Below are 24,367 nucleotides of genomic sequence, written 5' to 3' on the forward strand. Positions count from 1 at the left end.
TCAGCCCGTCATGGCCACCAGGATGCGGCGCTTGCCGGTGAACGGCTCGCGGCCGTGCGCCATCAGCATGTTGTTGATCACCATGATGTCGCCGGGCTGCCACGGGAAGGCGTAGCTCACCTCGTCATAGGTGGCCCGGATCGCGTCCAGGTCGGCCGCGGGGATCGGCGAGCCGTCGCCCAGGTAGGCGTTGCGTGGCAGGTCGGCCTCCGGGTACAGCTCCAGCAGCGCCTCGCTGACCTCCTCGCCCAGGCTCGACACGTGGAACAGGTTGGCCTGGTTGAACCACACCTGCTCCCCCGTGTGCGGCTCCTCCACAAAGGACGGACGAAGGTGCCGGGTGCGCAGCCCCTCGTCGGTCCACTCGAAGGTCTGGCCGTTGCGCGCGCAGTAGTCCTCGACGGCCGCGCGGTCCTCGGTCTGGAACGCCTCCTGCCACGTCAGGCCAAGCCCCTCGCGGAATGCCCGCGCGTAGGTCACGCCACCCGCGAAGCGCTCCTTCAGCGACTCCGGCAGCAGGCGGAACATGGCCCGGCTGTCGGCGATCGGGGTGGCGCCGCCGGTCTCGGCCGCGGTGTCGCACAGGAAGAACAGCCGACCGGGCCAGTTGGCCGAGTAGGAGTTCTCGTTGTGCATCGGGATCGATTCGTCGGGCGGGTACTCCGTCGACGTGTAGATGTTGCCGGACACCGCCGAGCGCGGGGTGGACCGCTCGGTGTAGGTCAGCAGGTCGCCACCGATCTCCTGGACGACCTGGTTGAACAGGTCCAGGTCCACCGGCAGGCCGCGCAGCAGCACCGCGCCGTGGTCGCGCAGCCGGGCCCGCAGCGGCGCCAGGTTCGCGCGCACCCAGTCCAGGCCGTCGGCGGCGTACACCGCGATCTTGGTGTGTTCGTTGCCCTCGACCTGCTCGAGCGGCGCCGCGAGATCGGCGGTCATGACATGTCCTCCAGTTCGAACTCGAGCAGCCCCGCTGCCTCGTCGTGGATCGCGGCCAGTTCCTCGTGGTCGGTGAACCCGGCCACGAACACGTTCACCGCGTAGATCTCCTGCTCGTCGGTCAGCACCTGCCCGGGCTCGACGATGGTGACCACCTGCACCACCTCGGGCAGCTCAGCGATGTCCTCGGTGCCGGTCACCCGCACCAGCCGGCCGCTGCCCTTGGCGTAGAACACGAGGTAGCCCACCGGGATCGGCAGCCCCCGGCCGAGCTCGGGCGGCGGCGTGCCGAGCGTCGCGGCGACCGCTTCGGCGAACATGTCGATGCCGGTGCGCAGCTTGATCAGCACCGACATCGCGCCGCCGCCGGGACGGCCCGCGTTCACCTCGACGATCGCCGGGCCCAGCGTCTCGTCGTCGATGACCTCGACGTGCGCGGTGGTGTTGTCCAGGCCGAGCGCGAGCACCGCGTCCCGGACCGCGTCCTTGATCAGCGCGGCCCGCTCGTCGGGCAGGCCGAGCGGCGGGCAGCACATGCCCAGCTCGAACTTGCGCTCGTCGATCAGCGGCTTGTCCACCAGCTCGGCCGGGCGCACCTCGCCGTCGCGGATGGCCACGTCGAGGGCGAACTCGCGGCCGCGCAGCAGCCCCTCCACCAGGAAGGTGCGGCACGGGTCGAGCGGCTCGGCGCCGGGCCGCCCGGTGATCGGCCGGTGGTAGCGGGCGTCGGCCGACTCGGGCAGCCGCTTGGCCAGCAGCACGCACGCGTCCGCCAGCTCGTCGACGGTGGTGACCGTGCGGATCAGGTTGCTCGCGGCGCCGTTGACCGGCTTCACGATCGCGGGCAGGCCCACCTGCTCGGCCACGGCCGCCGCCTGCGCCGGGTCGGAGATCAGGGCGTACCGCGGCGTGGGCAGCCCGGCCGCGGCCAGCACCTCGCGCACGGCGAACTTGTTGTGCGCCAAGGTGAAGACGTCCGCCGGACAACGGGCGACACCCAGCAGCTCGGCGGCGCGAGCGGTCGTGGCGATGACCCCCTCGGCCCCGGTGACCAGCCCGGCCGGCCTGACGCCGCCGGTGTGCGCGCGGACGGCCGCGGCGATGCCTTCGGCGTCCCGCACGTCGGGCACCACCAGGAAATCGTCCACAATGGACGCGAGAGCGACCTGCTCGTCCGCGTCGAGCGCGGTGGTGACGAGCACCGCCCGCGACCCGGACGCGTGCACGGCGGCGGCGACGTCGTGGATCCAGTGCGCGCGGGTCTCCCGCACGAGAAAAGCGGTGCGCTCCCAGGTCACGACAGCTCCAGCTTGATCATGCTCGCCGCCTCGGCGTGCAGCGCGGCCAGCTCCTCGTGGTCGGCGAACCCGGCGACCACCAGGTTCACCACGTAGATCTCCTGCTCGTCGGTGAGCACCTGACCGGGCGAGACGGTGGTGATCACGTTCAGCACCTCGGGCAGCTCGCTCAGCTCCTCCACCCCGTGGATGGCCTCGAGCCGGCCCGAACCCGACGCGTAGAGGATCAGCATCCCCAGCGGGATCGGCAGCTGCGGCGCTTCCCGCTCCGGTGGCGGCGCGCCGAGCCCCAGCGCGACGAGTTCGGCGAACACGTCGATGCCAGTGCGCAGCTTGGCCAGCAGCGGCATGATCGACCCGGCCGGGCGGCCGGCGTTGACCTCGACGATCGTCGGGCCGAGGGTCTCGTCGTCGATCACCTCGACGTGCGCGACCGTGTTGTCCAGGCCGAGCGCGCGCACCGCGGCGGCCCCGGTGTCGGCGACCAGGGCGGCCCGTTCGCCGGACAGGCCCTGCGGCGGGCACGACAACGCCAGCTCGAACTTGCGCTCGTCGATCAGCGGCTTGTCCAGGATCTCCACCGGTTCCACGACGCCGTCGCGGACGACCACGTCCAGCGCGTACTCCGGGCCCCGCAGCATGCCCTCGACGAGGAACGCCGTCGACGGGTCGAGCAGGCTGCCGTCGCGACCGGGCAGCGGCCGGCGGTAGCGCGGGTCGGCGGAGACGGGCAGCCGCTCGGCCAGCAGCCGGTACGCGGCCGCCAATTCGTCCACTGTGGACACCAGGCGGATCAGGTTGCTGGCCGCGCCGTTGACCGGCTTCACCACCGCGGGCAGCCCGACCCGCTCGGCCACCGCCGCCGCCTCGTCCTCGGCGGTGATCAGCGTGCACCGCGGGCCGGGCAGCCCGGCCTCGGCGAGCACCTCGCGGACCGCGAACTTGTTGCGCGCCAACTCGAACACCGAAGCCGGGCAGCGCGCGACGCCGAGCAGTTCGGCCACCCGGGCGGTGCTGGCGATCGCGCCGTCGGAACCGGTGAGCACCCCGGCGGGCGCCGGGTCGATCGCGCGGATCACCGCAGCCACCGCGTCGGGGTCGTACACGTCCTCGACGGCCACGACGTCGTCCACGACCGAGGCCAGCTCGCCGCGTTCGTGCTCGTCGAGCGGCGGGGCGACGAGCACCGCACGCAAGCCCGCGGCGTGCACCGCGGCGGCCACCTCGCCGACCCAGTGGCCGCGCTCCTCGCGGACCAGGAACGCCGTGCCCGTGCTCATGCCGACGCCTCCTCCTTCTGCTTGCGTTGCTGCGCGCCGACCAGGTCGTCGGGCAGCGAGTCGGGCACCTCGGTGTCGAACCGGCGCAGCAGCCGCAGCGCGAACCCGCCGACGTTGATCGACAGCAGGAGCAGGGCGAACACGACGTAGGCCAGCCCGACACCGCGACCCACCCCGGTGCCGAGCACCGTGCCGACCGAGCCCGCGAGCGCGCCGTCGTGGGCCAGCAGCGGGTCGAACAGCTTCACGGCGACCGGCGCGAGCACCGCGAACCCGATCGGCAGCGTGGACCAGGTGATCGTCTGGTTGATCGCGAACACCCGGCCGTGGTAGCGCTGCGGCACCTTGACCTGCACGAGCGTGGCGTAGATACCCTGGGAGACCGCCATCGCCGCGGCCATCAGGAACACGCCGACGGCCACGAGCGTGACCGACGGCCGCAGGCCCATCACCAGGCAGCCCAGCGCGATCCCGACGTTGCCGGCGAGCACACCGACCATCCGCCGGTTGCGCGGTCCGCCCCACAGGGCCATCAGCACGCCGCCGGCGACCGCGCCGATCGCCTCGGCGAGCGCCACCCGCGCCACGTCGGTGACCGACCCGAACGCCAGCACCAGCGGCGTCACCAGCACCAGCGCGGGCGCGAGGAACACGTTGGCCAGCGCGAAGTACGCGAGCATGGTGCGGAAACCGCGGTGGTTCCACGAGTAGCGCAGGCCGTTGACGATGGCGGTGAGCAGCGGTTCGCGTGGCCGCCAGCCCATCAGGTCGGGGAAGCGCACGAACAGCAGGCCGACCACGGCGAACAGGTAGCTCGCCACGTCCACGATGAGGATGCCGGAGAGCTGGATCGCGGCGAGCAGCCCGGCCGCGATCACCGGCATGAGCAGTTGGGCGACGCCGTTGGACAGCTGGGCGAGCCCCATCGCGTGGCCGAGGTACTGCTTGGGCACCAGCTGCGCGACCGAGGACTGGTAGGCGATGCGCTGGAACGACGCGGCCACCGACCCCAGCGGGATCAGCAGATACAGGTACCAGAGCTGGATGTTGCCGCTGAGCAACAACAACGCGAGCAGCAGCTGGATGCCGCCGGCCACCGAGCTGGACCCGATCATGATCTTGCGACGGTCGCCGCGGTCCACCAGCGCGCCCGCCACCGGCAGCACGAGCACCCCGCCGAGCAGGGCGAGCGCCCACAGCAGGCCGAGGTCGGCGACCGAGCCGGTGCGGGTGTAGAGCCAGATCGGCACGGCGAACGACGTCAACGCCGACCCGGTGGCCGAGATCAGCTGGCCCGCGGTGATCGTGGCGAAGCGCGCCATGCTCGGCGCGACCGTGGGCTTGTCGTCCACTGTGGACCGGTGCACCTCGTGCAGGGCCCACGGCGCGTCCAGGCCGCGGGTGGCCACATCCACGGCGTCGGTCTCGCCGGACTCGACGGCGGGGTGCACGGTGGTGACGATCTCGGCCAGCTCGTCGGCGCGGTAGCGCAGGAAGAAGTGACCCGCCTGGTCGAGCACCACGAGCGCGGCCGTGTCGGTGAGGAACTCCCATTCCCGGTAGCGCTCGGCGTAGTAGTCGGTGACGGGGTCCTCCGAGCCGACGACCGACACGATCGGTGCCCGCAGCTTGGCCACCCGCTGGTCGAGCAGGCCGCTGAAGTACTCCTCGGCGGCCCGGCTGTCGGCACGCATGTTGCTGATGATCCGGTCGGCCTGCGCCGGGTCGAGGTCGTCGGTGTCGACGCCCATGCCCTTGAGCCAGTTGGCGTAGAACCGGTTGGCGCGCAGCTTCTCCAGCCGCGTGCGCACGGTGCCGACCACGCCCTTGAGCCGCGCGAACGGGAAGATCGCGCCGATGTAGACGACCTCGAGCTCGCGGCCCAGCTCCTCGAGCCTGCGCGCGACCCCGACGGCGAGCGCGTTGCCGACCCCGCAGTGGCCGTAGATCGCGAGCGGCCCGTCGACACGTTCCAGGACCTCGTTCGCCAGCCGCTCGACCAGTTCGTCGAAGGGCACTGCTTCCTCGGTGAGCCCGACGTCGTGACCGGGGATCGCGACCGAGTAGAGCGAGTAGCCCTCGGGCAGGGCGTCGGCGAGCGGCTGGTAGACGATCGCGCTGCCGCCGCCGTAGGGGAAGCAGACGTAGGTCAGCGTGCGCTTCGCCGCGGGCACGGGCTTGGTCAGCTCGTAGAGCAGGTGCCGCGACGTGTCCGCGGTGTCGTCCTGCATGAACGCGGCCAGCTCGCGGATCGTCCGGTGCTGGAACAGGTCCATGACGCCGACCTGGCGGGTTCCGGCGCTCTCCTTGCCGATCCGCGCGACCACCTGGGTGGCCAGCATGGAGTGCCCGCCGAGGTCGAAGAAGTCGTCGTCGATGCCCAGTTCGCCGGCCTTGAGCACGTCGGCCCAGATGCCGGCGAGCAGCACCTCGGTCGGCGTGGACGGCGCGACCATCGCGCCCGCGGTCCGCGTGAACGTCGGCGCGGGCAGCGCCTTGCGGTCGAGCTTCCCGTTGGGCGTCAACGGAAGCGCGTCCAACGCGACCAGCGACGGCGGCACCATGTAGTCGGGCAGGCCCTGCTTGAGCGCGGTCCGCACCTCGTCGTGGTCGGCGTCGCCGACGATGTAGCCGACCAGCCGCTTGTCGCCCGGGGTGTCCTCACGGACGATCACCGCGGCATCCCGCACCCCCGGCTGGGCCCGCAGCGCGGTCTCGATCTCGCCCAGTTCGATGCGCAGCCCGCGCAGCTTCACCTGGTGGTCGATGCGGCCGAGGAACTCCACCGTCCCGTCCGCGCGCCACCGGGCGAGGTCGCCGGTGCGGTACGTGCGCCCGGGGCCGAACGGGTCGGCGACGAACTTCTCCGCCGTCAGCTCCGGCCGGTTGTGGTAGCCGAGCGCGAGACCGACGCCCGCGATGTGCAGCTGACCGGGAACGCCGATGGGAGAGGGGTTGTCGCGCTCGTCCAGGACGTAGACGCGCAGGTTCTGGATCGGCGCGCCGATCGGCACCGAGGTCACCTCGGCCAGCGCGGACGGCGTGCAGTGCCAGGCGGTGACGTCGATCGCCGCTTCGGTCGGCCCGTACAGGTTGTGCAGCTCGCAACCGGGCAGCCGCTCGGTGAACTCGCGTGCGGCAGCGAGCGGCAACTCCTCACCGCTGCAGACCACCCGGCGCAGCGCCGTGCAGGTCTCGATCTCCTGGTCGGCCAGGAACACCGTCAGCATCGACGGCACGAAGTGCGCGGTGGTGATGCCTTCGTCGGCCAGCAGCCCGCGCAGGTACGCGGCGTCCTTGTGCCCGCCGGGCTCGGCGAGCACCAGCCGGGCACCTGTGATCAACGGCCAGAAGAACTCCCACACCGAGACGTCGAAGCTCGCGGGCGTCTTCTGCAGCACGGAGTCCGTGCCGTCCAACCGGTACGCGCGCTGCATCCAGTCGAGCCGGTTGACGATGCCGAGGTGCCCGTTCGGCACGCCCTTCGGCTTGCCGGTGGACCCGGAGGTGTAGATGACGTAGGCGATGTCGTCGGGACCCGCGACCGGCGCCGGCGCGGTGTCCGGCTGCCCGGCGCAGGTCTCGGGGTCGTCGAGCACGACCACGGTGGCGTCGCCGCACGGCACGGTGTCACGCAGGCCGGACTGGGTCAGCACGACGGGCGCGGCCGCGTCGGCGACCATGAACGCCAGCCGGTCCGCCGGGTACTCGGGGTCGAGCGGCACGTACGCGCCACCGGCCTTGAGCACGCCGAGCAACCCGACGACCAGCTCGACCGACCGCTCCGCACACACGCCGACCAGCGTGTTCGCGCCGACGCCCAGCTCCCGAAGGCGGTGCGCGAGGCGGTTGGCCCGACGGTCCAGCTCGGCGTAGGTCAGCGTCTGGCCGCGGAAGGTGAGCGCGGGCGCGTCCGGGGTGCGGGCGACCTGCGCGGCGACCAGCTCGGGCAAGGTGGTCCGGGGGAACTCCGTCGCCGTGTCGTTCCACGCGTCGAGCACCAGCGCGCGCTCGGCGGCCGGCAGGATGTCCAATTCGGACAGTCGACGGTCCGGTCCGGTCACCATGGCGCGCAGCAGCGTGGTCAGCTGCTCGGCCATCCGGCTGACGGTTTCCTCGGTGAAGAGCGCCGTGTTGTAGACGAGCTTGGCCAGCAGACCCGTCGCCACCTCGATGGCGTGGAACTCGAAGTCGAACCGGGTGGCGGGCAGGTCCATCGGCTCCCAGCGGAAACGCAGGCCCGACGCGCCGGACGCGGCCATCCGGCCCATCTCGTAGTTCTGCAGCACGAACATCGCCTGGAACACCGGCGAGCGGCTGACGTCGCGCGGCACGCCGAGCTCATTGACCAGCCGTTCGAACGGGACGTCGGCGTGCTCGAAGGCGTCGAGCACGTGCCGCCGGGTGCGCTCGAGCAGCTCGGCCACCGTCGGGTCGCCCGCCAGCTGCGCGCGCATCGGCAGCATGTTGATGAACATGCCGACGACGCCCTCCAGCTCGGGCAGTCCCCGCCCGGCCGACGACGAACCGACGGCGAAGTCGTCCTGGCCGCTGTAGCGGGCGAGCAGCACCTGGTAGCCGGCGAGCAGCGTCATGAACAACGTGGTGCCGTGCTCGCGGCCCAGCTCGCGCAGGGCGTCGGTGAGCTCGAGGTCGAGGTGGAACACGTGCAGCGCGCCGTCGAAGGACTGCGTGGCCGGGCGCGGCCGGTCGGTGGGCAGTTCCAGCGGGGCGACGCCGGTCAGCTCGCCGCGCCAGTGGTCGAGCTGGCGGTCGAGCTCGGCGCCGGTGAGCGTGCGGCGCTGCCAGTGCGCGAAGTCGCCGTAGCCGATGGACAGCGCGGGCAGGTCGGCGTGCGCCTGCCCCGCGCACCGCGCGTGGTAGGCCGCGGCGAGATCACGCAGCAGCAGGTCGACCGACCAGCCGTCGCCGACGATGTGGTGGGTGCACAGCACGAGCAGGTGCTCGTCCTCGGCGATGCGCACCAGGGTGGCGCGCAGCAGCGGGCCCTCGACCAGGTCGAAGGTCTCGGCCGCGGCGGCGCTCACCTGCGCCCGTGCGGTGTCCTCGTCCTCGGCGTCCACAAGGGACAGTGGAACGGGCGCGACCGGCTCGACGCGCACGGCCGGGCGGCCGTCCTCGCCCGCCGGGAACCGCATCCGCAGCGCCTCGTGCCGGGCGGGCAGGCTGTCCAGGGCCACGCGCAAGGCGTCGACGTCGAGCGTTCCGTTGAGCCGGACCGGCACCGGGATGTGGTACGAGGTGGTGCCCGGCGCGAACTGCTCCATGAACCACACGCGCTCCTGCTGGTAGGACAGCGCTACCGGGTCGCCGTCCGGGCGCGGGGCGATGGTGACCGCGGGTTCGGTCCGCCGGCGCAGCCGCTTCTCCAGCAGCGCACGACGGGCCGCGGCCCGTGACTCGTCGACGCCGAGGCTTATTCCCACATCGCCCCCTGTCGGCCGGTCGTGATCGGAATGGCCCGCGGCTGTGGCTGCGCCGGGCTCGCGTGAATAAGCCTCGGTGGTCACGCGTTGTCCTCCGGTTCGGCGAGCATCCGCTCGACCTCTTCGTCGCTGAGCTGGTCGAGGTCGGCGGCCAGGCGTCGTTCGATCTCCTCGGCGAGCCCGGCCACGGTGGTGAACGCGAACAGCCCGCGCACCGGGATCTCGACCTCGACCTGTTTGCGAATGCGCGCCATGGCCCGGATCGCGAGCAGCGAGTTGCCGCCCAGGGCGAAGAAGTCGTCGTGCACGCCGATCTTGTCGACGCCGAGCAACTCGGCGAACACCTCGGCCACCAGTTCCTCGGCGGCGGTGCGGGGCGCGACGTAGAGCTCTTCGTGCGCGGGCTGGGGCGCGGGCAGCGCCGCCCGGTCCAGCTTGCCGCTGGCCGCGACCGGCAGCGCGTCCATGATCACGAACGCGGTGGGCACCATGTACTCCGGCAGCGTCTGCCGCAGCGCCTCCGCCACGCCCGCCGACTCGCCGACGAGGTAGCCGACCAGGTTGTCGCCGAGCTCCGTGCGGTGCACCGCGACCGCGGCCGCCTGGACGCCGGGCAGCTCCCGCATGGCCGCCTCGACCTCGCCGAGCTCGATCCGGTAGCCGCGCAGCTTCACCTGGTCGTCGGCGCGCCCGAGGTAGTCCAGCGTGCCGTCGCGGCGCCAGCGCGCCACGTCGCCCGTGGCGTACATGCGTTCGCCCGGCGCGCCGAATGGGCACGGCAGGAACCGCTCCTCGGTCAGCTCGGGACGGCCGAGGTAGCCGCGAGCCAGCTGCGGCCCGGCGACGTGCAACTGCCCGGTGCCACCGGGCGGAACGGGCCGGCCGTGGGCGTCCAGCACGTACACCCGGGCGCCCGCGACCGGCTTGCCGATGCGCACGGGGCCGGCGGGCAGCTCGTCGCCCGGGGCGATGCGGTGCGCGACGCAGCCAACGGTCGCCTCGGTCGGGCCGTACTCGTTGGTGACCGCCGTGCCCGGGAACTTCGCCCGCCACGGCTGCACTACTTCACCGGCCAGGGCCTCGCCGCCGAGCACGAGGTCCACCGACGGGTAGCGCTCGTCGGCCAGCACCGCGAGGTGGGTCGGGGTCGCCTTGACGAACTCCGGCCGTCCCGCCTTGTCGTCCACAATGGACCCACCGGCGACCAGCGGGCCGAAGAGCGTGGTGACGGTCAGGTCGAACGACGCCGAGGTGTGCAGCAGGGCCTTGCCCGCGAGGCCGGGGTAGGTGTCCCGGGCCCACGACAGGTAGCAGGCGACGGCGGCGTGCTCGACCTGCACGCCCTTGGGCCGCCCGGTCGACCCGGAGGTGTAGATGACGTAGGCGACGTCCTGTGGCCCGGCCAGTGGCTCGGGGTCGCCGGTGGGTTGATCGTCCCAAGTGGACGATCCATCCAGCACGAGGCTGATCCCGGCGTCCTCGACGACGAGCGCGCGCCGCTTGGCGGGCAGGTCCGGGTCCAGCGGCACGTAGGCGGCGCCGCTCTTGAGCACGCCGAGCAGCGTCACCACCAGATCGGCGGAGTTCGGCATGGCCACCCCGACCAGCGTGCCGGCCCCGGCGCCGCGGGTACGCAGCCCGTGCGCGACCCGGTTGGCCCGCGCGTTCAGCTCGGCGTAGGTGAGCCGCTCGCCGAAGTCGACGGCGACCGCGTCGGGCGTGCGGCGCACCTGCTGCTCGATCAGGCCGTGCACGGTCTCACGCGGTGCGGCGATCACCGCGCCGCTCCACTCGTCCAGCACCTGCGCGCGTTCGGCGTCGGAGAGCAGCGGCAACCGCGACAAGGCCGTCGACGGTTCGGCGATGCCCGCCTGCAGGACCCGGAAGTAGCGGTCCACCAACGCCTCGCCGGTGGCGCGGTCGAACAGGTCGGTGCGGTAGAGCAGCCGGCCGTTCCACGCGGTCAGGTCGATCGCCAGGTCGTCCTTGCTGGTCGTGTACCGGACGTCCTCGATGCCGGTGTGCGGGATGAAGTTGAACCCGATCTGGTAGAGCGCCTGCACGCCCGGGTCGCGCTCCAGCGCCAGCGCCTGCGCGACCGCCTGGAACGGCACCTGGCTGTGCTCGATCGCGTCCAGCACCGCGGTGCGCACCCGGCCGACCAGCTCGGTGAACGCCGGGTCGCCCGCGCAGTCGACGCGGATCGCCAGCTGGTTGACGAACATGCCGATCAGCGGGGCCAGCTCGGGCAGGTCCCGCCCGGCGACCGGCACCCCGACCACCACGTCGTCCACATCGGACAGCCGGGCGAGCAGCGCGACGTACCCGGCGAGCAGCACCATGAACGGTGTCGCGGACTGCTCGCGGCCAAGTGCACCGACCCGGTCCAGCAGACCTTCGGGCAACCGGAAGTCCACCTGGTCACCGGCGAAGGAGAGCTCGGCCGGGCGCGGCCGGTCGGTGGGCAGCGCGTGCACCGGCGCCACCCCGGCGAGCCGCGCCCGCCAATAGGCCAGCTGCTCGGCGATGGCGGGGGTGTCGAGCTGACCTCGTTGCCACGCCGAGAAGTCCGGGTACTGGATGGACAGCTCGGGCAGCCGCGGTTCGCGACCTTCGACCACCGCCGCGCAGAACTCGTCCAGGTCGCTGCGGAACACGAGCATCGACCCGGCGTCGAACACCGCGTGGTGCACCACGAACGTCAGCTCCCACCCGTCGTCGGCCAGCCGGCACAGCAACGCCCGCCACAGCGGCGGCGCGTCCAGCGGGATCGGGGTGCGCCCGAGGTCGGCGGCGAGCTCGTCGGCCCGCTGCCGCGCCTGGTCGGCGGGCAGCGCGCGCAGGTCGTGGACGACCGGCGCCACGGGAACGTGTTCGTGCACCACCTGGGTCAGCACGCCGTCGACCACTCGGAACGAGGTGCGCAGCGACTCATGCCTGCGCACGAGGCCGGTGAGCGCCTTGCGCCACTGGTCCTCGGTCATCGGCAGGTCCTGCCGGATGCCGCACGGCAGGTTGTAGACCGGCGAGGCCGGGTCGAGCTGGTTGGACAGCCAGATCCGCTCCTGGCCGAACGACGCGGGGAAGGTCCATTCCCTGCTGTTGGTCATGATTTCCCCACTAACGGTCGAGCTTCGGGATGGTCGTCTCGGGCTTGGCGGGTTCGGCCGGTTCGGCTGGTTCGGCCGGCTTCTCCTTCTCCGCGCGCATCTGCTCGATCCGCTCGGCGAGTGCCGCCACCGTGGAGGACTCGAACAGCGTCTTCATCGCCAGCCGCACGCCGGTCGCCTTGCGGACCTGCGCCATCAGCTGGATCGCGACCAGTGAGTTGCCGCCGAGACCGAAGAAGTCGTCGTGCACGCCGATGCGCTCGACGCCCAGCACCTCCGCCCACTGGCGCGCGATCTCCACCTCGAGTTCGGTGCGCGGCGCGACGAACTCGCCCTCCCCGCCGGCCACAGCGTCCACAGTGGACGACCCGGCCGGCTCGGTGTCGAGGTCGGCGAGGTCGGCTGCGGTGACCCGGCGGGTGAACAGGTCGCGCACCGGCCGCGTGCTGATCACCACCTGCGGACCGAGGTCGGCGGCCAGCGCTCGCAGGAACGCCTCGGCACCGTCGACCGGCCGGATGCCGAACGTCTCGGGTGCGGCGGCGCGCTGCTGGGCGAGCCCCCCGCTGACGGCCCCGGAATCGACCTGGCGCAGCACGAAGTCCTCGATCTCGACCAGGACGCGCCCGTCGTCGTCGCACAGGGCGAGGTCGGCGGCCACCACCTTGTCGCTCGCCGAGTCGCGGTGGCGCAGCCAGCTGTGCAAGCGCGCGGGCAGCCCGGCGTGCACGACGACGCGGCCGTAGCTCATCGGCAGGTAGGTGCCGCTGCCCTGACCGCGGCCGAACGCCGTGGCCACGTCGAGCAGTGCCGGGTGCAGGCCCCAAGCGCCGAGGTCGCCCTCGGCGGGCTCGGGCGCCACGATCGAGGCCAGCTCCTCGCCGGTGCCCAGGTGGTGGGTGCGCAACGCGGCCCAGCGCGGGCCGAACGTGACCATGCTGGTGCGGCCCATGCCGAAGGCCTTGCCGTCGTCGAGCACCGCGCCCCGCGCGGCGATCGCCGCGATGTCCACTGTGGACGGCGTGGTGTCCGGTACCCAGCCCGCGGTGCCACGCACGTGCGTCTTCGACACGCCCGCGGACCGGCTGGTCACGGTGAACTCCGGCCCGTCGAACTCGACCCGGTACTCCGCCGTCGCGCCCTCGGGCACCGCGAACGGCTCGAGGAACACCACGTCGCGCAACTCCACCACGTGGTCCGCACCCGGTGCGGGCAGCACGGCGGCGACCGCGGCCCGCACCGTCTCCAGGTGCGCGGTGCCCGGCACCACCGGCACACCGTCGATGCGGTGCTCGTCGAGCACCCAGTGGCTCGCCGCCGACACCACGCCGTGGCATCCCGACGCCGTGCGGGTGGTCAGGATCGGGTGCTCGACCGGGCCGAGGGCCTGCTCACGCACCGAGCGGACCGTGCTGGGCGCGCTGACCTCGGCCGCCATGCCGACCTCGTCCCAGCCGCCCCAGTTGTGCGAGACGACCCGGGCCCGCCAGCCGTGCGCGGACCGCGCGTAGGCGTCGAGGAAGTTGTTGGCCGCGCAGTAGTCGACCTGACCGAAGTCGCCGGACACGGCCGTGACCGACGAACACAGGGCGACGAAATCCATTGGCACGTCGGCGAACGCCTCGGCCAGCGCGAGCGTGCCCGCGACCTTCGGGGCGAGCACGGCCTCGGCGGCGGCTCGCTCCTTGACCTCGGCGACGCCGCCACCGGGCAGCCCCGCGGCGTGCACGATCCCGTCCAGCCCGCCGAACTCGGTCTCGGCCAGCTCGCGCACCGCACGAAGCTGGGCCGGGTCGGTGACGTCGGCCGCGGTCACGTGCACCACGGCGCCCGCCGCCTCCATGCGGCGGATCGCGAGGATCGCGCGGCCAGCGCGGCCAGCGCGGTCCGCGCCGCCCGCGGCCACGTGCGCGTCCCACTGCTCCCGCGGTGGCAGCCCCGCACGGGTCACCAGGATCAGCCGGGCCCGCACCCGGCGGGCGAAGTCCTCGGCGAGCGTGATGCCGATGCCACCGGTGCCGCCGGTGATCAGGTACCGGCCACCCGGGCGCAGCACCGGCTCCTCGGCGGCGGGCACGGACAGCTGCGTGTGGTCGGTCACCCAGCGCCTTCCGTTGCGCAGCGCCACTTCCGGGTCGGTGTCGGCTGGGCGGAAGAGCTCCGCGAGCAACCCGCCGAGCGGGTCCGCGGGGTCGGTGTCGATGCGGCGCACCACGGTGCCGGGCACCTCCAGCGGCACCACGCGGCTGATCCCGGCCAGCGTCGCGTGCACCGGGTGGACCAGGTCCGCGCCGGTGACGTCCGCGGTGCCGGTGCTGACGATGTCGATCCGGGTGGCCGAACCCAAGGCCTGCACCAGGTTCAGCAGGCTGAAGAACCCGGTGTCGAGGTCCGTCCCGCCCGCCAACGTCCACGCGTGCACGAAGCGGTCCGCCCGCGCGTCGCCGAGGGCGGCGACCAGGCGGTCGTAGTCCTCGCGGGCGCCCGGGCGGACGGTGAAGCCGGACTCGGTCTCGGCGAACTCCGCGCCCGGCCGGACCTCGATCACCCGCACGCCCGCGGCACGCAACGCGTCGGTCAGCGCGGACGAGTCGTCGGCGAACGCGACGCACGCGTCGAACCGCTCGCGGCGCAGCTCCGGGCCGGCCTGCCGCCAGGTCGGCACCGCGAACCACTCGGGCAGCGGCAGCGGGCCGCGCGCCTGCTCGGGCACCGCCGCGGCCGCGTCGATCGGGTCCGGGGCGATCCAGTAGCGCTTGCGCTCGTAGGGGTAGGGCGGCAGCGACACACGGTTGCCCGCCACGCCGAACGACGGGAGCGCCACGCCGACCGTCCACAAGAGACCGGCGGTGGCATAGACGGTCTCGGCGTCGCCGTCGCGGTCGTTGCGGCCGGGCAGGCTCGGCTGCGGCGCGGGCGAACCCTTGGGCACCTGGCCGCGGGCGAGGCCGACGAGCTGGTGCCCCGGTCCGCACTCGACGAGCGCCCACCGGCGGCCGTCGGCGATCAGGGTGCGCACGCAGTCGCCGAAGCGCACCGCGTTACGCAGGTGCGCCGCCCAGTAGCCGGGGTCGGTGGCCTGCGCACCGGTGATCCAGTCGCCGGTGAGGTTCGACAGGAACGGTTCGGCCGGCGCCTGGCGCGCCACGGCGGCGACCGCCGCGGTGAACTCGGCGAGGACCGGCTCCATCATCGCCGAGTGGAACGCGTGCGAGGTGACCAGTTCGCGGTTGGTGACGCCGGCCGCCTTGAGCGCCGCGGCGAAGCTCGTGATCGCGTCCGGCGGACCCGCCACCACGCACGTGCCCGGCCCGTTCACCGCGGCGATCGACACGCCTTCGGGCAGCCGCGCCGCCACCTCGGTCTCGTCGAGCTGCACCGCGAGCATCGCGCCCGCGGGCACCGACTGCATCAGCTCGCCGCGCTTGGCCACCAGGCGCAGCGCGTCGGCGAGGGTGAACACCCCGGCGAGGGTGGCCGCGACGTACTCGCCGATCGAGTGGCCGAGCATCGCCGCGGGCCGCACGCCCCAGCTGCGCCAGAGCCGGGCGAGCGCGTACTCGACGACGAACAGCGCGGGCTGGGTGTGGCGGGTCTCCCGCAGCTCGCGGTCGTGGCCGGGTTCGAGGATCAGCGACCGGATGCCCGGGACGAGCGGCTCGAGGATCGCCACGCACTCGTCGACGGCGGCGGCGAACACCGGCTCGCACCGGTAGAGCTCGGCGCCCATCCCGGAGTACTGCGCGCCCTGCCCGGAGAACAGCAGCGCCACCTGGGGGACCTCCGCCGTGACGCCCGCGGACACCAGGCGGCGTGGGTCACGCAGCCCGTCCACGGCGTCCTCGGTGTCGCGGGCCACCACGACCGCGCGGTGCGGGTACTCGGTGCGACCGACGCGCAGGGTGTGGGCCACGTCGGTGAGGTCGACGTCGATGTCGGTGGCGAGCCGCTGCGCCAGCTGCTCGACCGCGGTGGCGAGCGCCGTCGCGCTGTTCGCCGACACCTGCAGCAGGTGCGCGGGGCGCAGCTCACGGGCCGGCCGGTGGGCCGGCGCCTCCTGCAGCACCACGTGCGCGTTGGTGCCGCCGACGCCGAACGAGCTGACCCCGGCGCGGCGCGGGCCGTCGCCGGGCTCCCACTTGGCGACGGTGCGGGCCGGGTAGAACGGCGTCGTCGCGAAGTCGATCGCCGGGTTGGCCTCGGTGAAGTTGATCGTCGGCGGGATCAGGCCGTGCTCCATCGCGAGCACCGCCTTGATCACCGAGATCACGCCCGCCGCCTGGGACAGGTGCCCGATGTTCGACTTCACCGAGCCCAGCGCGCACCAACTGGTGTCGGCGGTGCCCTCGCCGTACACAGTGGACAGAGCGGTGACCTCGATCGGGTCGCCGAGGGCGGTGCCGGTGCCGTGCGCCTCGACGTAGCCGATGCTGCGCGGCTCGATCCCGGCCATGCCGACCGCCTGCGCGATGGCGTCGGACTGGCCGGACACGCTGGGCGCGGAGAAGCCGACCTTGGTCGCGCCGTCGTTGTTGATGGCGTTGCCGAGCACCAGCGCGCGGATGTGGTCGCCGTCGGCCAGCGCGTCGGACAGGCGCTTGACCAGCAGCACGCCGACGCCGCTGCTCCACACGGTGCCGTTGGCGTCGGCGTCGAACGACCGCACGTGGCCGTCCGGTGAGGTGAAGCCCTCCACCCCCATGTACCCGGTGCCGTGCGGCATCTCGAGGTTCACCCCGCCCGCGAGCGCCATGTCGCACTCGCCGCCCCGCAGCGCCTCACACGCCAGGTGCAGCGCCACCAGCGAGGTGGAGCACGCGGTGTGCAGCGCGAGGCTCGGGCCGCGCAGGTTCAGCTTGTAGGACACCGACGTGGTCAGGTAGCTCGGCTGGTTGCCGGTGGAGACGCCGATGCCGCCGGCCTGCGAGGCCATCAGCCGCTGGTTGCGCATGAGGTTCTCGATGAGGTAGCCGGTGCGGCCGACCCCGCCGTAGACGCCGACCGAGCCCGGGTAGCGGGCCGGGTCGTAGCCGGCGTCGGTGAGCGCGGTGTGGCAGGACTCGAGGAACAGCCGGTGCTGCGGGTCGGTGATCTCCGCTTCCCGGTTGGTCATGCCGAAGAGCTCGGCGTCGAACTCGTCGAACCCGTCCACCACGGACGTCGCGTTCACCCAGCTGGGGTCGTCGATCGCGGCCGGGTCCGCGCCACGGGCGAGCAGTTCGTCCCGGGTGGCCGGCTTGATCGACTCGACGCCGTCGACCAGGTTGCGCCAGAACTGGGTGAGGTCACCGGCACCGGGCACGCGCGCGGCCATGCCGACGATGGCGATCGGCTCGACGGGGTGCGCCGAGAGGTCGGTCGGGTCGGTCATGGTCATCGCTCCTGTCCGGCGGTACCCGCGGGCCGGCGGGGTCTGCGCTGCTGGGTTCGCCCGAGCCGGGCGGCCACGCGCTGGGCAGCGCGCGCCAGATCCGGGTTCGGCTGGTCGTGCTGGTGCTCCGCGGCGTGCAAATGGGTGGCGAACGCGCGGATGTTGGGGTGGGTGAACAGGTCCACCAGCGGAACCTGCCGGCCGAGCCGGGCGCACACCTTCGCGTGCACCTCGGCCAGGGCGAGCGAGTGCCCGCCCACGTCGAAGAAGTTGTCGGTGACCTTGACCGCGGCGAGGCCGAGGACCTCGCGCCACACGGCCAACAGCATGGCCTCGGTGGTGGCGAGCGCGGCCGGGTCGGCCACAACCGTGGTGCGCGCGGGCGCGGACCGCGTCGCCGTGGCTTCGGCGGCCGGGGTCCGCACCTCGGGGCGCGGCAGCGCCGGCTCGACCGCGTGCACCGGCGTGCCCGGTGCGGCGGCGAGCGCCGCCACGAGCGCGAGGTAGTCCTCGGCGAGCGCGGCGATCCTCGGCCGCTCGAACAGGTCCGGGTTGTAGAGCAGCTCGATGCCGTCGTCCTGCACGTAGACGGTGACGTCGAACGGCGACCCCGGCTTGCGCACCGGTACCCAGCTCGCCCGCACCCCCGGCAGGTCCAGCCGCGGCTCGGCGAAGTTCAGCACGTTGAACATCACCTGCACCAGCGGTGCGCGCGCCGGGTCGCGGGGCACGTCGAGCGCGCCGACCAGGCGGTCGATCGGCGCGGCCGGGTGCGCGGTGGCGGCCACCAGCTCGTCGGCGCACCGGCGCACGTGCGTGGCGAAGTCCGCCGCTTCGGCGTCCCCGCAACGCAACCGCACGGGCACGATGTCGACGAAGAACCCCGCGACGTCCGCGCACGGCGCCAGCTGCCGGTCCGCGACGACCGTGGCGACGAGCTGGTCGTCGGTGCCGGTCAACCGGTGCAGCACCTGGCCGAACGCGGCGAGCAGCACCGAGGCGACCGTGGTGCCGGTGCTCGCGGCGAGCGCGCGGACCGCGTCGGCGGCACCGGGCGGCATCGGCACGGCGAGGCTCGCCCCGCGGTAGGTCTGCACTGCCGGCCGCGGGTGATCACGGGGCAGGTCGAGGGTGGTCGGCGCGCCCCGCAGGTGCCCGGTCCACCAGGCCAGGTCGACCGCCTCGCGCCGGACGTCGCGCTCGGCCCGCCAGACCGCGTAGTCGGCGTAGGACGCCTCGACCGGAACGAGGGTCTCGCCGCGGTAGGCGGCGGCGAGGTCGGTGCACAGCACGGACTGCGACCAGCCGTCGAACACCGCGTGGTGCAGGGTCAGACCGAGCACGTGGTCGGTCGCGCCGAGGCGGTAGAGCCTTGCCCGCCAAGGCGATTCGCGGTCGAGGTGCAACGGGGTCGCGGCGTCGGCGGCCAGCCGGTCGTCGAGCTCGGCCTCGGTCGTGTCCACGACCGGCAGGTCCACGTCGGCGACCGGCGTCAGCTCGGCGGTCGGCACGCCGTCGACCGCGCGGATCCGCCAGCGCAGCACCTCGTGGCGGTGCGCTACCGCCCGCAACGCCGCCCGCAGTGCCGCGTGGTCGACCTCGCCGTCGAGCCGATAGGCCATCGCGATGTTGTAGGGCGCGGCGTCGGGGGCGAGCTGGTCGAGGAACCACAGGCGCCGCTGCGGCGGCGCGAGGGTCGGCGGGTTGCCCCGGGAGAGCTCGGGACCGTCGAGCGCGGGCGCAGCGGCGACCCGGCTCGTGACACCGGCGAGGGTGGCGCCCTCGAACACGTCCCGCACGCCCACGTCGGCGCCCAGCTCCGCCCGCAGCGCGGCGACCAGCCGCATCGCCGCGATCGAGTCACCACCGGCGCGGAAGAAGTCGTCGCCCGCACCCGCGCCGAGCACCCGGCGCCAGATCGCCGCGACCGCCCTGCCCACCGGAGTGTCCACTTCGGACAGTTGGGCATGCTCGGCGGCGGCCCGGGCCGCCAGTTCGCGCAGCGCCGGGCGATCGACCTTGCCGGACACCGGGTTCACCGGCAACGCGGGCACCCGGCGGATCACCGCCGGCCGCATGGCGGCCGTGAGCCGGGTCGCGGCGTGCGCCCTCAGGTCGTCGTCCGAGGGCGCCGTCTCCGGCGTGACGAACGCGACCAGCTTGGTGCCGCCGGCGCCGGTCACCGCCTCGACTGCCACCGCCTCGACGGCGGGGTGCGCGGCCAGCCCGGCCTCCACCTCGCCCAGCTCGATGCGCTGGCCGCGCACCTTCACCTGCCGGTCGGCGCGACCCAGGTACTCGATGCGGCCGTCGGCGCGCACCCGCGCGAGGTCCCCCGTGCGGTACAGCCGCTCACCGGGGCGCAGCGGGTCGTCGACGAACGCGGCCGCGGTCAACTCGGGACGGCCCAGATAGCCGTCGGCGACACCGGGCCCGCCGATGAGCAGCTCACCCACCTCGCCGGGCAGCACCGGCACCAGGGAATCCGGCGCGACCACGTAGGCACGGTGGTTCGGGGTCGGCCGGCCCAGCGGCACCGGGTCCGTGATCGGCTCGGTCACCTCGCCGGTGACCACGATGACCGTCGTCTCGGTCGGCCCGTAGCCGTTGACCAGCCGCCGGCCCGGCGCCCACCGCCGGGCCAGCTCCGGCGGCATCGCCTCGCCGCCGCACGCGATCAGCTCCCAGCCGGGCACGTCCGCCGGGTCGAGCACGGACAGCATGGTCGGCGTGATGAAACCCCAGTTCACCTCGTGCGCCACGAGGAACCGGCGCAACCGGTCCGGGTCGGCCCGGTCGGCCGCGCCCAGCAGCTGCACCGAGCCACCGTGGGTCAGCGGCACGAAGAGGTCGACGGTCGTCGCGTCGAAGCCCAGCGAGGCGATGCCGAGCGCGCGGGTGTCCGGGCCCGCCCCGTAGAGCGCCGCCCAGCCGGTGACGAACGCGACCACGTTGCGGTGGGTGGTCAGGACGCCCTTCGGCTTGCCGGTCGAGCCGGACGTGTAGAGCACGTGCGCGGTGTCCGCCGGGGTCGCCGGGCACGGGCGTGGCGCGGCCGGGCCGGGCACGTCGAGGGCACGAATTCCTTCCACCGCGCCGAATTCGGCGACCGCGGCATCCCCGATCACGATCGAGACCCCGGCGTCGACGGCGATCTCCAGCAGCCGCGCCCGCGGCCCACCGGGCTCCATCGGCACGTAGCAGCCGCCCGCCAGCAGCACGCCGAGCACGACGGCCACCGACTCCGGGCGCCGGTGCGCGCACACCCCGACCCGGGTCTGCGGGCCGACGCCGTGCGCGCGCAGCACCTCGGCGACCCCGGCCGCCCGCGCCACCAGCTCGCGGTAGGTCAGCCGCTCGTCCCACTGGCGCACGGCGACGGCGTCCGGGGTCCGGCTCGCCTGCGCCAGCACCAGGTCCGCGACCGTCGTGTCCGGAATGGACAGACGGGCGCCCTCGACCGCAACAGCCGGTACGGTGTTCGTCACGTGCTCTCTCCCCAGGTCCGTTCAGTTCCGCACGGGCGGGTCGATCCAGTACCGGTCGCGCTGGAACGGGTAGGTGGGCAACGGCACGCGCCGCCCGGCTCCCGCCGGCAGCTCGACCGCCGCGCCGCCGACCCAGCGCCGGGCCAGCTCGAACAGCTCCCCCGGCACGCCGGCCACCGGGGCGTCCTCGGTCAGGACGGCGAGCGCCGCGAGCGCATCGGCCTTGGTGTGCGCGACCACGGCGGCGCGGCGGTCGAATGCGCGCCGGCCGACCGCGAGCGTGAAGGCCACGTCCGCGAGCGCGTCGCCGCCGCCCGCGAGGTGCTCCCGGAGCCGCGAAACGGCTTCCCGCAAGGCTTTCGGGTCGCGCGCGGACACCGGCAGCAGGTACGGGCCCGCCTGGTCGCCGGTCGGCTCGACCAAGGGTGGCTGCTCAACCAGCACGTGCACGTTGGTGCCGCCCATGCCGAACGAGCTGACCCCCGCGACCCGGCGCCCGCCGTCGGGCCAGTCGGCGAGCTTCGACGGCACGAAGAACGGCCCGTCGCCCAGCGCCACCTGCGGGTGCGGCGCGGTGAAGTGCAGGTTCGGCGGGATGACGCCGTGCCGCACGGCGAGCGCGGCCTTCACCAACCCGGCCACGCCCGCGGCGGCGTCCAGGTGGCCGATGTTCGTCTTGACTGAACCGAGCGCCGTCCACCCGGCGGGCGCCGCGCCCCGGTACACCCGGTTGAGCGCGGCCACCTCGATGGCGTCGCCCATCGGCGTTCCGCTGCCGTGCGCCTCGACCAGCCGGACCTCGTCGGGGCGCACCTGCGCGATGGTCAACGCCTCGGCGATCGCGGCCGCCTGACCCGCGGTGCCCGGCACGGCGAACCCGGCGCGGTCCGGGCCGTCGTTGGTCATCGCCCAGCCCGGAAGCACCGCGTAGACGTGGTCGCGGTCGGCGATCGCGTCGGCGAGCCTGCGCAACGCGACCACACCGACACCGGAGCTGAACCCCGACCCGTCGGCGCGTTCGTCGAAGGCCCGGCAGCGCCCGTCCGCCGAGACCAGGCCACCGGCCCGGTAGCGCGGCCACGTGACGCTCACCCCGCCGGCCAGCGCGAGGTCGCAGCGGTAGTCGGCGAGGCTCTGCGCGGCCAGGCCCACGGCGGCAAGGGAACTGGAGCACGCGCTCTGCACCGCGAGCGCGGGCCCGGTCAGGCCCAGCCGGTAGGCCACCTGCCCAGGCAGGTGGTCGGTGAGCTGGCGGCCGAGCAGCCGCGCCTCCCAGTCGCCGGGGTCCACGTCGCGCACCGCGGGATTGCCGAACAGGTGGAACAGGAAGTACCGGTTGACCGAGCTGGACGCGAACACGCCGACCGGGCCGGGTTCGGTGGCCGGATCGCGGCCCGCGTCCTCCAGCGCCTGCCACGCGGCTTCGAGGAACAACCGGTGCTGCGGATCGGTCGACGCCGCTTCCTCGGCGGTGAAGCCGAAGAACTCGGCGTCGAAGTCCTCGACGCCGTCCAGCCGCCCGCCCGCGCGCACGAAGCCGGGCCCGATGCCGAGCGCGGCGAGTTCGTCGGCGGTGTAGTCGTGGATCGCGTCCACGCCCGCGCACAGGTTCCACCAGAACGACGCCACGTCCGGCGCGCCGGGGAACCGGCCCGCCATGCCGACCACGGCGATCAGGTCGCTCGGCAGGTCGCTCGGCAGGTCGGCGGGATCGGCCACGGGCCCTACCCCGGCGTCCACAGTGGACGACGCCCGGTCGAGGTGGGCGGCCTGCGCCGCCACGGTCGCGTGCTCGAAGAGGTCGAGCAGCGCGATCTCCGCGCCGAACTCGTCGCTCAGCCGCCGCTGGAGGTCGTTGAGCAGCAACGAGTTCCCGCCGGCGTCGAAGAACGCGTCGGTGCGTCCCACGCCGTCACGGCCGAGCACCGCGCACCACACGGCGTGCACTCGCCGTTCGGTCGCGCTCACCAGGATCTGGGCCGGAGCGGGTGTGCCAGGTGCGGGCAGGGCGCGTTCGTCGAGCTTGCCGGTCACCGTCAACGGGAACCGATCGACTCGGACCACGGCGGTGGGCACCGCGTACTGCGGCAGCCGCTCGGCCACGGCCGCTCGCAAGGGACCGGGGTCGACGTCGGCCTCGACGTACCCGATCAGGTCGCCGTCCCGGACGATCACGCGCGCCGCGCGGACGCCGGGCAACGCGGCCAGCGCCGCTTCGACCTCGGCCGGCTCGACCCGGAAGCCGCGCACCTTCACCTGCCGGTCCCGGCGGCCGAGGCAGACGAGCGTGCCGTCCTCGGTGATCTCGCCGAGGTCGCCGGTGCGGTAGCTGCGCCTGCCGTCGGGGAGCACGCCGAACGCGTCGCTGTCCTGCCCGAGGTAGCCCGCGACCAGGTGGTGACCGCGAACCTCGATCTCCCCGCCGGTCAGCGCCAGCTCGAAGCCGGGCAACGCGCTGCCGATCGGCAGCGGCCCGGACACCGACGGATCGACCGCGGCGGCGGGCAGGCGGTGGTGTGCGACGAACGTCGCCTCGGTCATGCCGTAGCCGTTGACGAACACGCAGTCCGGCGCAAACGAGTCGCGGCCGCGGTGCAGGTCGAGGTGGGTCGCCTGCTCGCCGCCGAGCAGCACCGTGCGCACCGCGGCGAGGCGGGTGCCGCCGAGGGCGTCCAGCAGGTACCGGTACAGCGTCGGCGTGGAGTGGTAGACGGTCACGCCGTGCCGGTCGAGCGCCTGGGCGGTCGCGGCGACGCCCACGGCACGCACGTCCACCGGCACCACCGTGGCGCCGGTCAGCAGCGCCGGGTAGAGGTCGGGGATCGCGGCGTCGAAGGCGAACGACGCCAGCAGGCTCACCCGGTCCGCGGCGCCGATGCCCAGCGCGGCGATCTGGTTGTCCACGCAGTGCGCGAGGTTGCGGTGGGTCTGCGCGATCGCCTTCGGTGTGCCCGTGGAACCGGACGTGAACAGCACGTACGCGAGCTCGTCGGGGGCGTCGGCGGGGACCGGCAGCGGCGCGGTGCGCTCGTCGGTGCGCAGGACCGTTGGCACGCCGAGGTTTTCGGCCGCCGCGGCGTGTTCGGGATCGGCGAGCACCGTCGTCACCCCGGCCACGGCCAGCTGGTGGCGCAACCGGGCCGGCGGGAAGCCCGGATCGAGCGGGACGTACGCCGCGCCGGTGGCGAGCGTGCCGAGGATCGCCGCGATGGCCGGGGTGCCGTGCGTGGTGAGCAGACCGACCCTGGCGCCGACGCCGATCCCGGCCTCGGCAAGCGACCGCGCGCGGCCGCCGGCCAGTCCGGCGAGGTCTCGGTACGCGACGCCGCCGGTGTCATCGGCGACCGCGAGCCGCGTCGGCACGCTGTCGGCGATCTCGGCGAAGCGTCGGACTGGATTGACCCGCGTCATCGGCGCACGGGGGTGTGTGGCCG

8 protein-coding genes are annotated in these 24,367 nt (G+C 73.6%); all 8 read right to left on the bottom strand.

The genetic code is table 11. The features are described 5' to 3' along the window. Positions 1-939: a TauD/TfdA family dioxygenase gene (locus EV186_RS38175; RefSeq protein ID WP_133854445.1), complete on the bottom strand. Its 939-nt coding sequence runs from the start codon at positions 937-939 to the stop codon at positions 1-3. Further along, positions 936-2,237 (bottom strand): ATP-grasp domain-containing protein, encoded by a 1,302-nt coding sequence (locus EV186_RS38180; RefSeq protein WP_133854446.1) that lies wholly within the window; start codon positions 2,235-2,237, stop codon positions 936-938. The genes EV186_RS38175 and EV186_RS38180 overlap by 4 nt, the downstream gene beginning before the upstream one ends. Beyond that, on the bottom strand, positions 2,234-3,517 hold the full coding sequence (locus EV186_RS38185; protein WP_133854447.1) for an ATP-grasp domain-containing protein: 1,284 nt from the start codon (positions 3,515-3,517) through the stop codon (positions 2,234-2,236). Before EV186_RS38185 ends, EV186_RS38180 begins: the two co-directional genes overlap by 4 nt. Beyond that, on the bottom strand, positions 3,514-8,964 hold the full coding sequence (locus tag EV186_RS38190) for a non-ribosomal peptide synthetase/MFS transporter (protein ID WP_243754546.1): 5,451 nt from the start codon (positions 8,962-8,964) through the stop codon (positions 3,514-3,516). The genes EV186_RS38185 and EV186_RS38190 overlap by 4 nt, the downstream gene beginning before the upstream one ends. Before the next feature lie 80 nt (positions 8,965-9,044). Further along, entirely contained in the window at positions 9,045-12,074 is a 3,030-nt protein-coding gene (locus tag EV186_RS38195) for a non-ribosomal peptide synthetase (RefSeq protein WP_133854448.1), read from the bottom strand. A gap of 10 nt (positions 12,075-12,084) precedes the next feature. Beyond that, a complete protein-coding gene (locus EV186_RS38200; protein WP_133854449.1) occupies positions 12,085-17,445 on the bottom strand; it encodes a type I polyketide synthase in 5,361 nt (1,786 codons plus the stop codon). A gap of 2 nt (positions 17,446-17,447) precedes the next feature. Next, positions 17,448-20,933 (bottom strand): non-ribosomal peptide synthetase, encoded by a 3,486-nt coding sequence (locus tag EV186_RS38205; protein WP_133854450.1) that lies wholly within the window; start codon positions 20,931-20,933, stop codon positions 17,448-17,450. A 21-nt stretch (positions 20,934-20,954) separates the two neighbouring features. After that, complete coding sequence (locus tag EV186_RS38210) at positions 20,955-24,344, bottom strand: beta-ketoacyl synthase N-terminal-like domain-containing protein (protein ID WP_133854451.1); 3,390 nt, start codon at positions 24,342-24,344, stop codon at positions 20,955-20,957. Positions 24,345-24,367 lie beyond the last annotated feature (23 nt).

The organism is Labedaea rhizosphaerae (assembly GCF_004362825.1).
GTDB lineage: Bacteria > Actinomycetota > Actinomycetes > Mycobacteriales > Pseudonocardiaceae > Labedaea > Labedaea rhizosphaerae.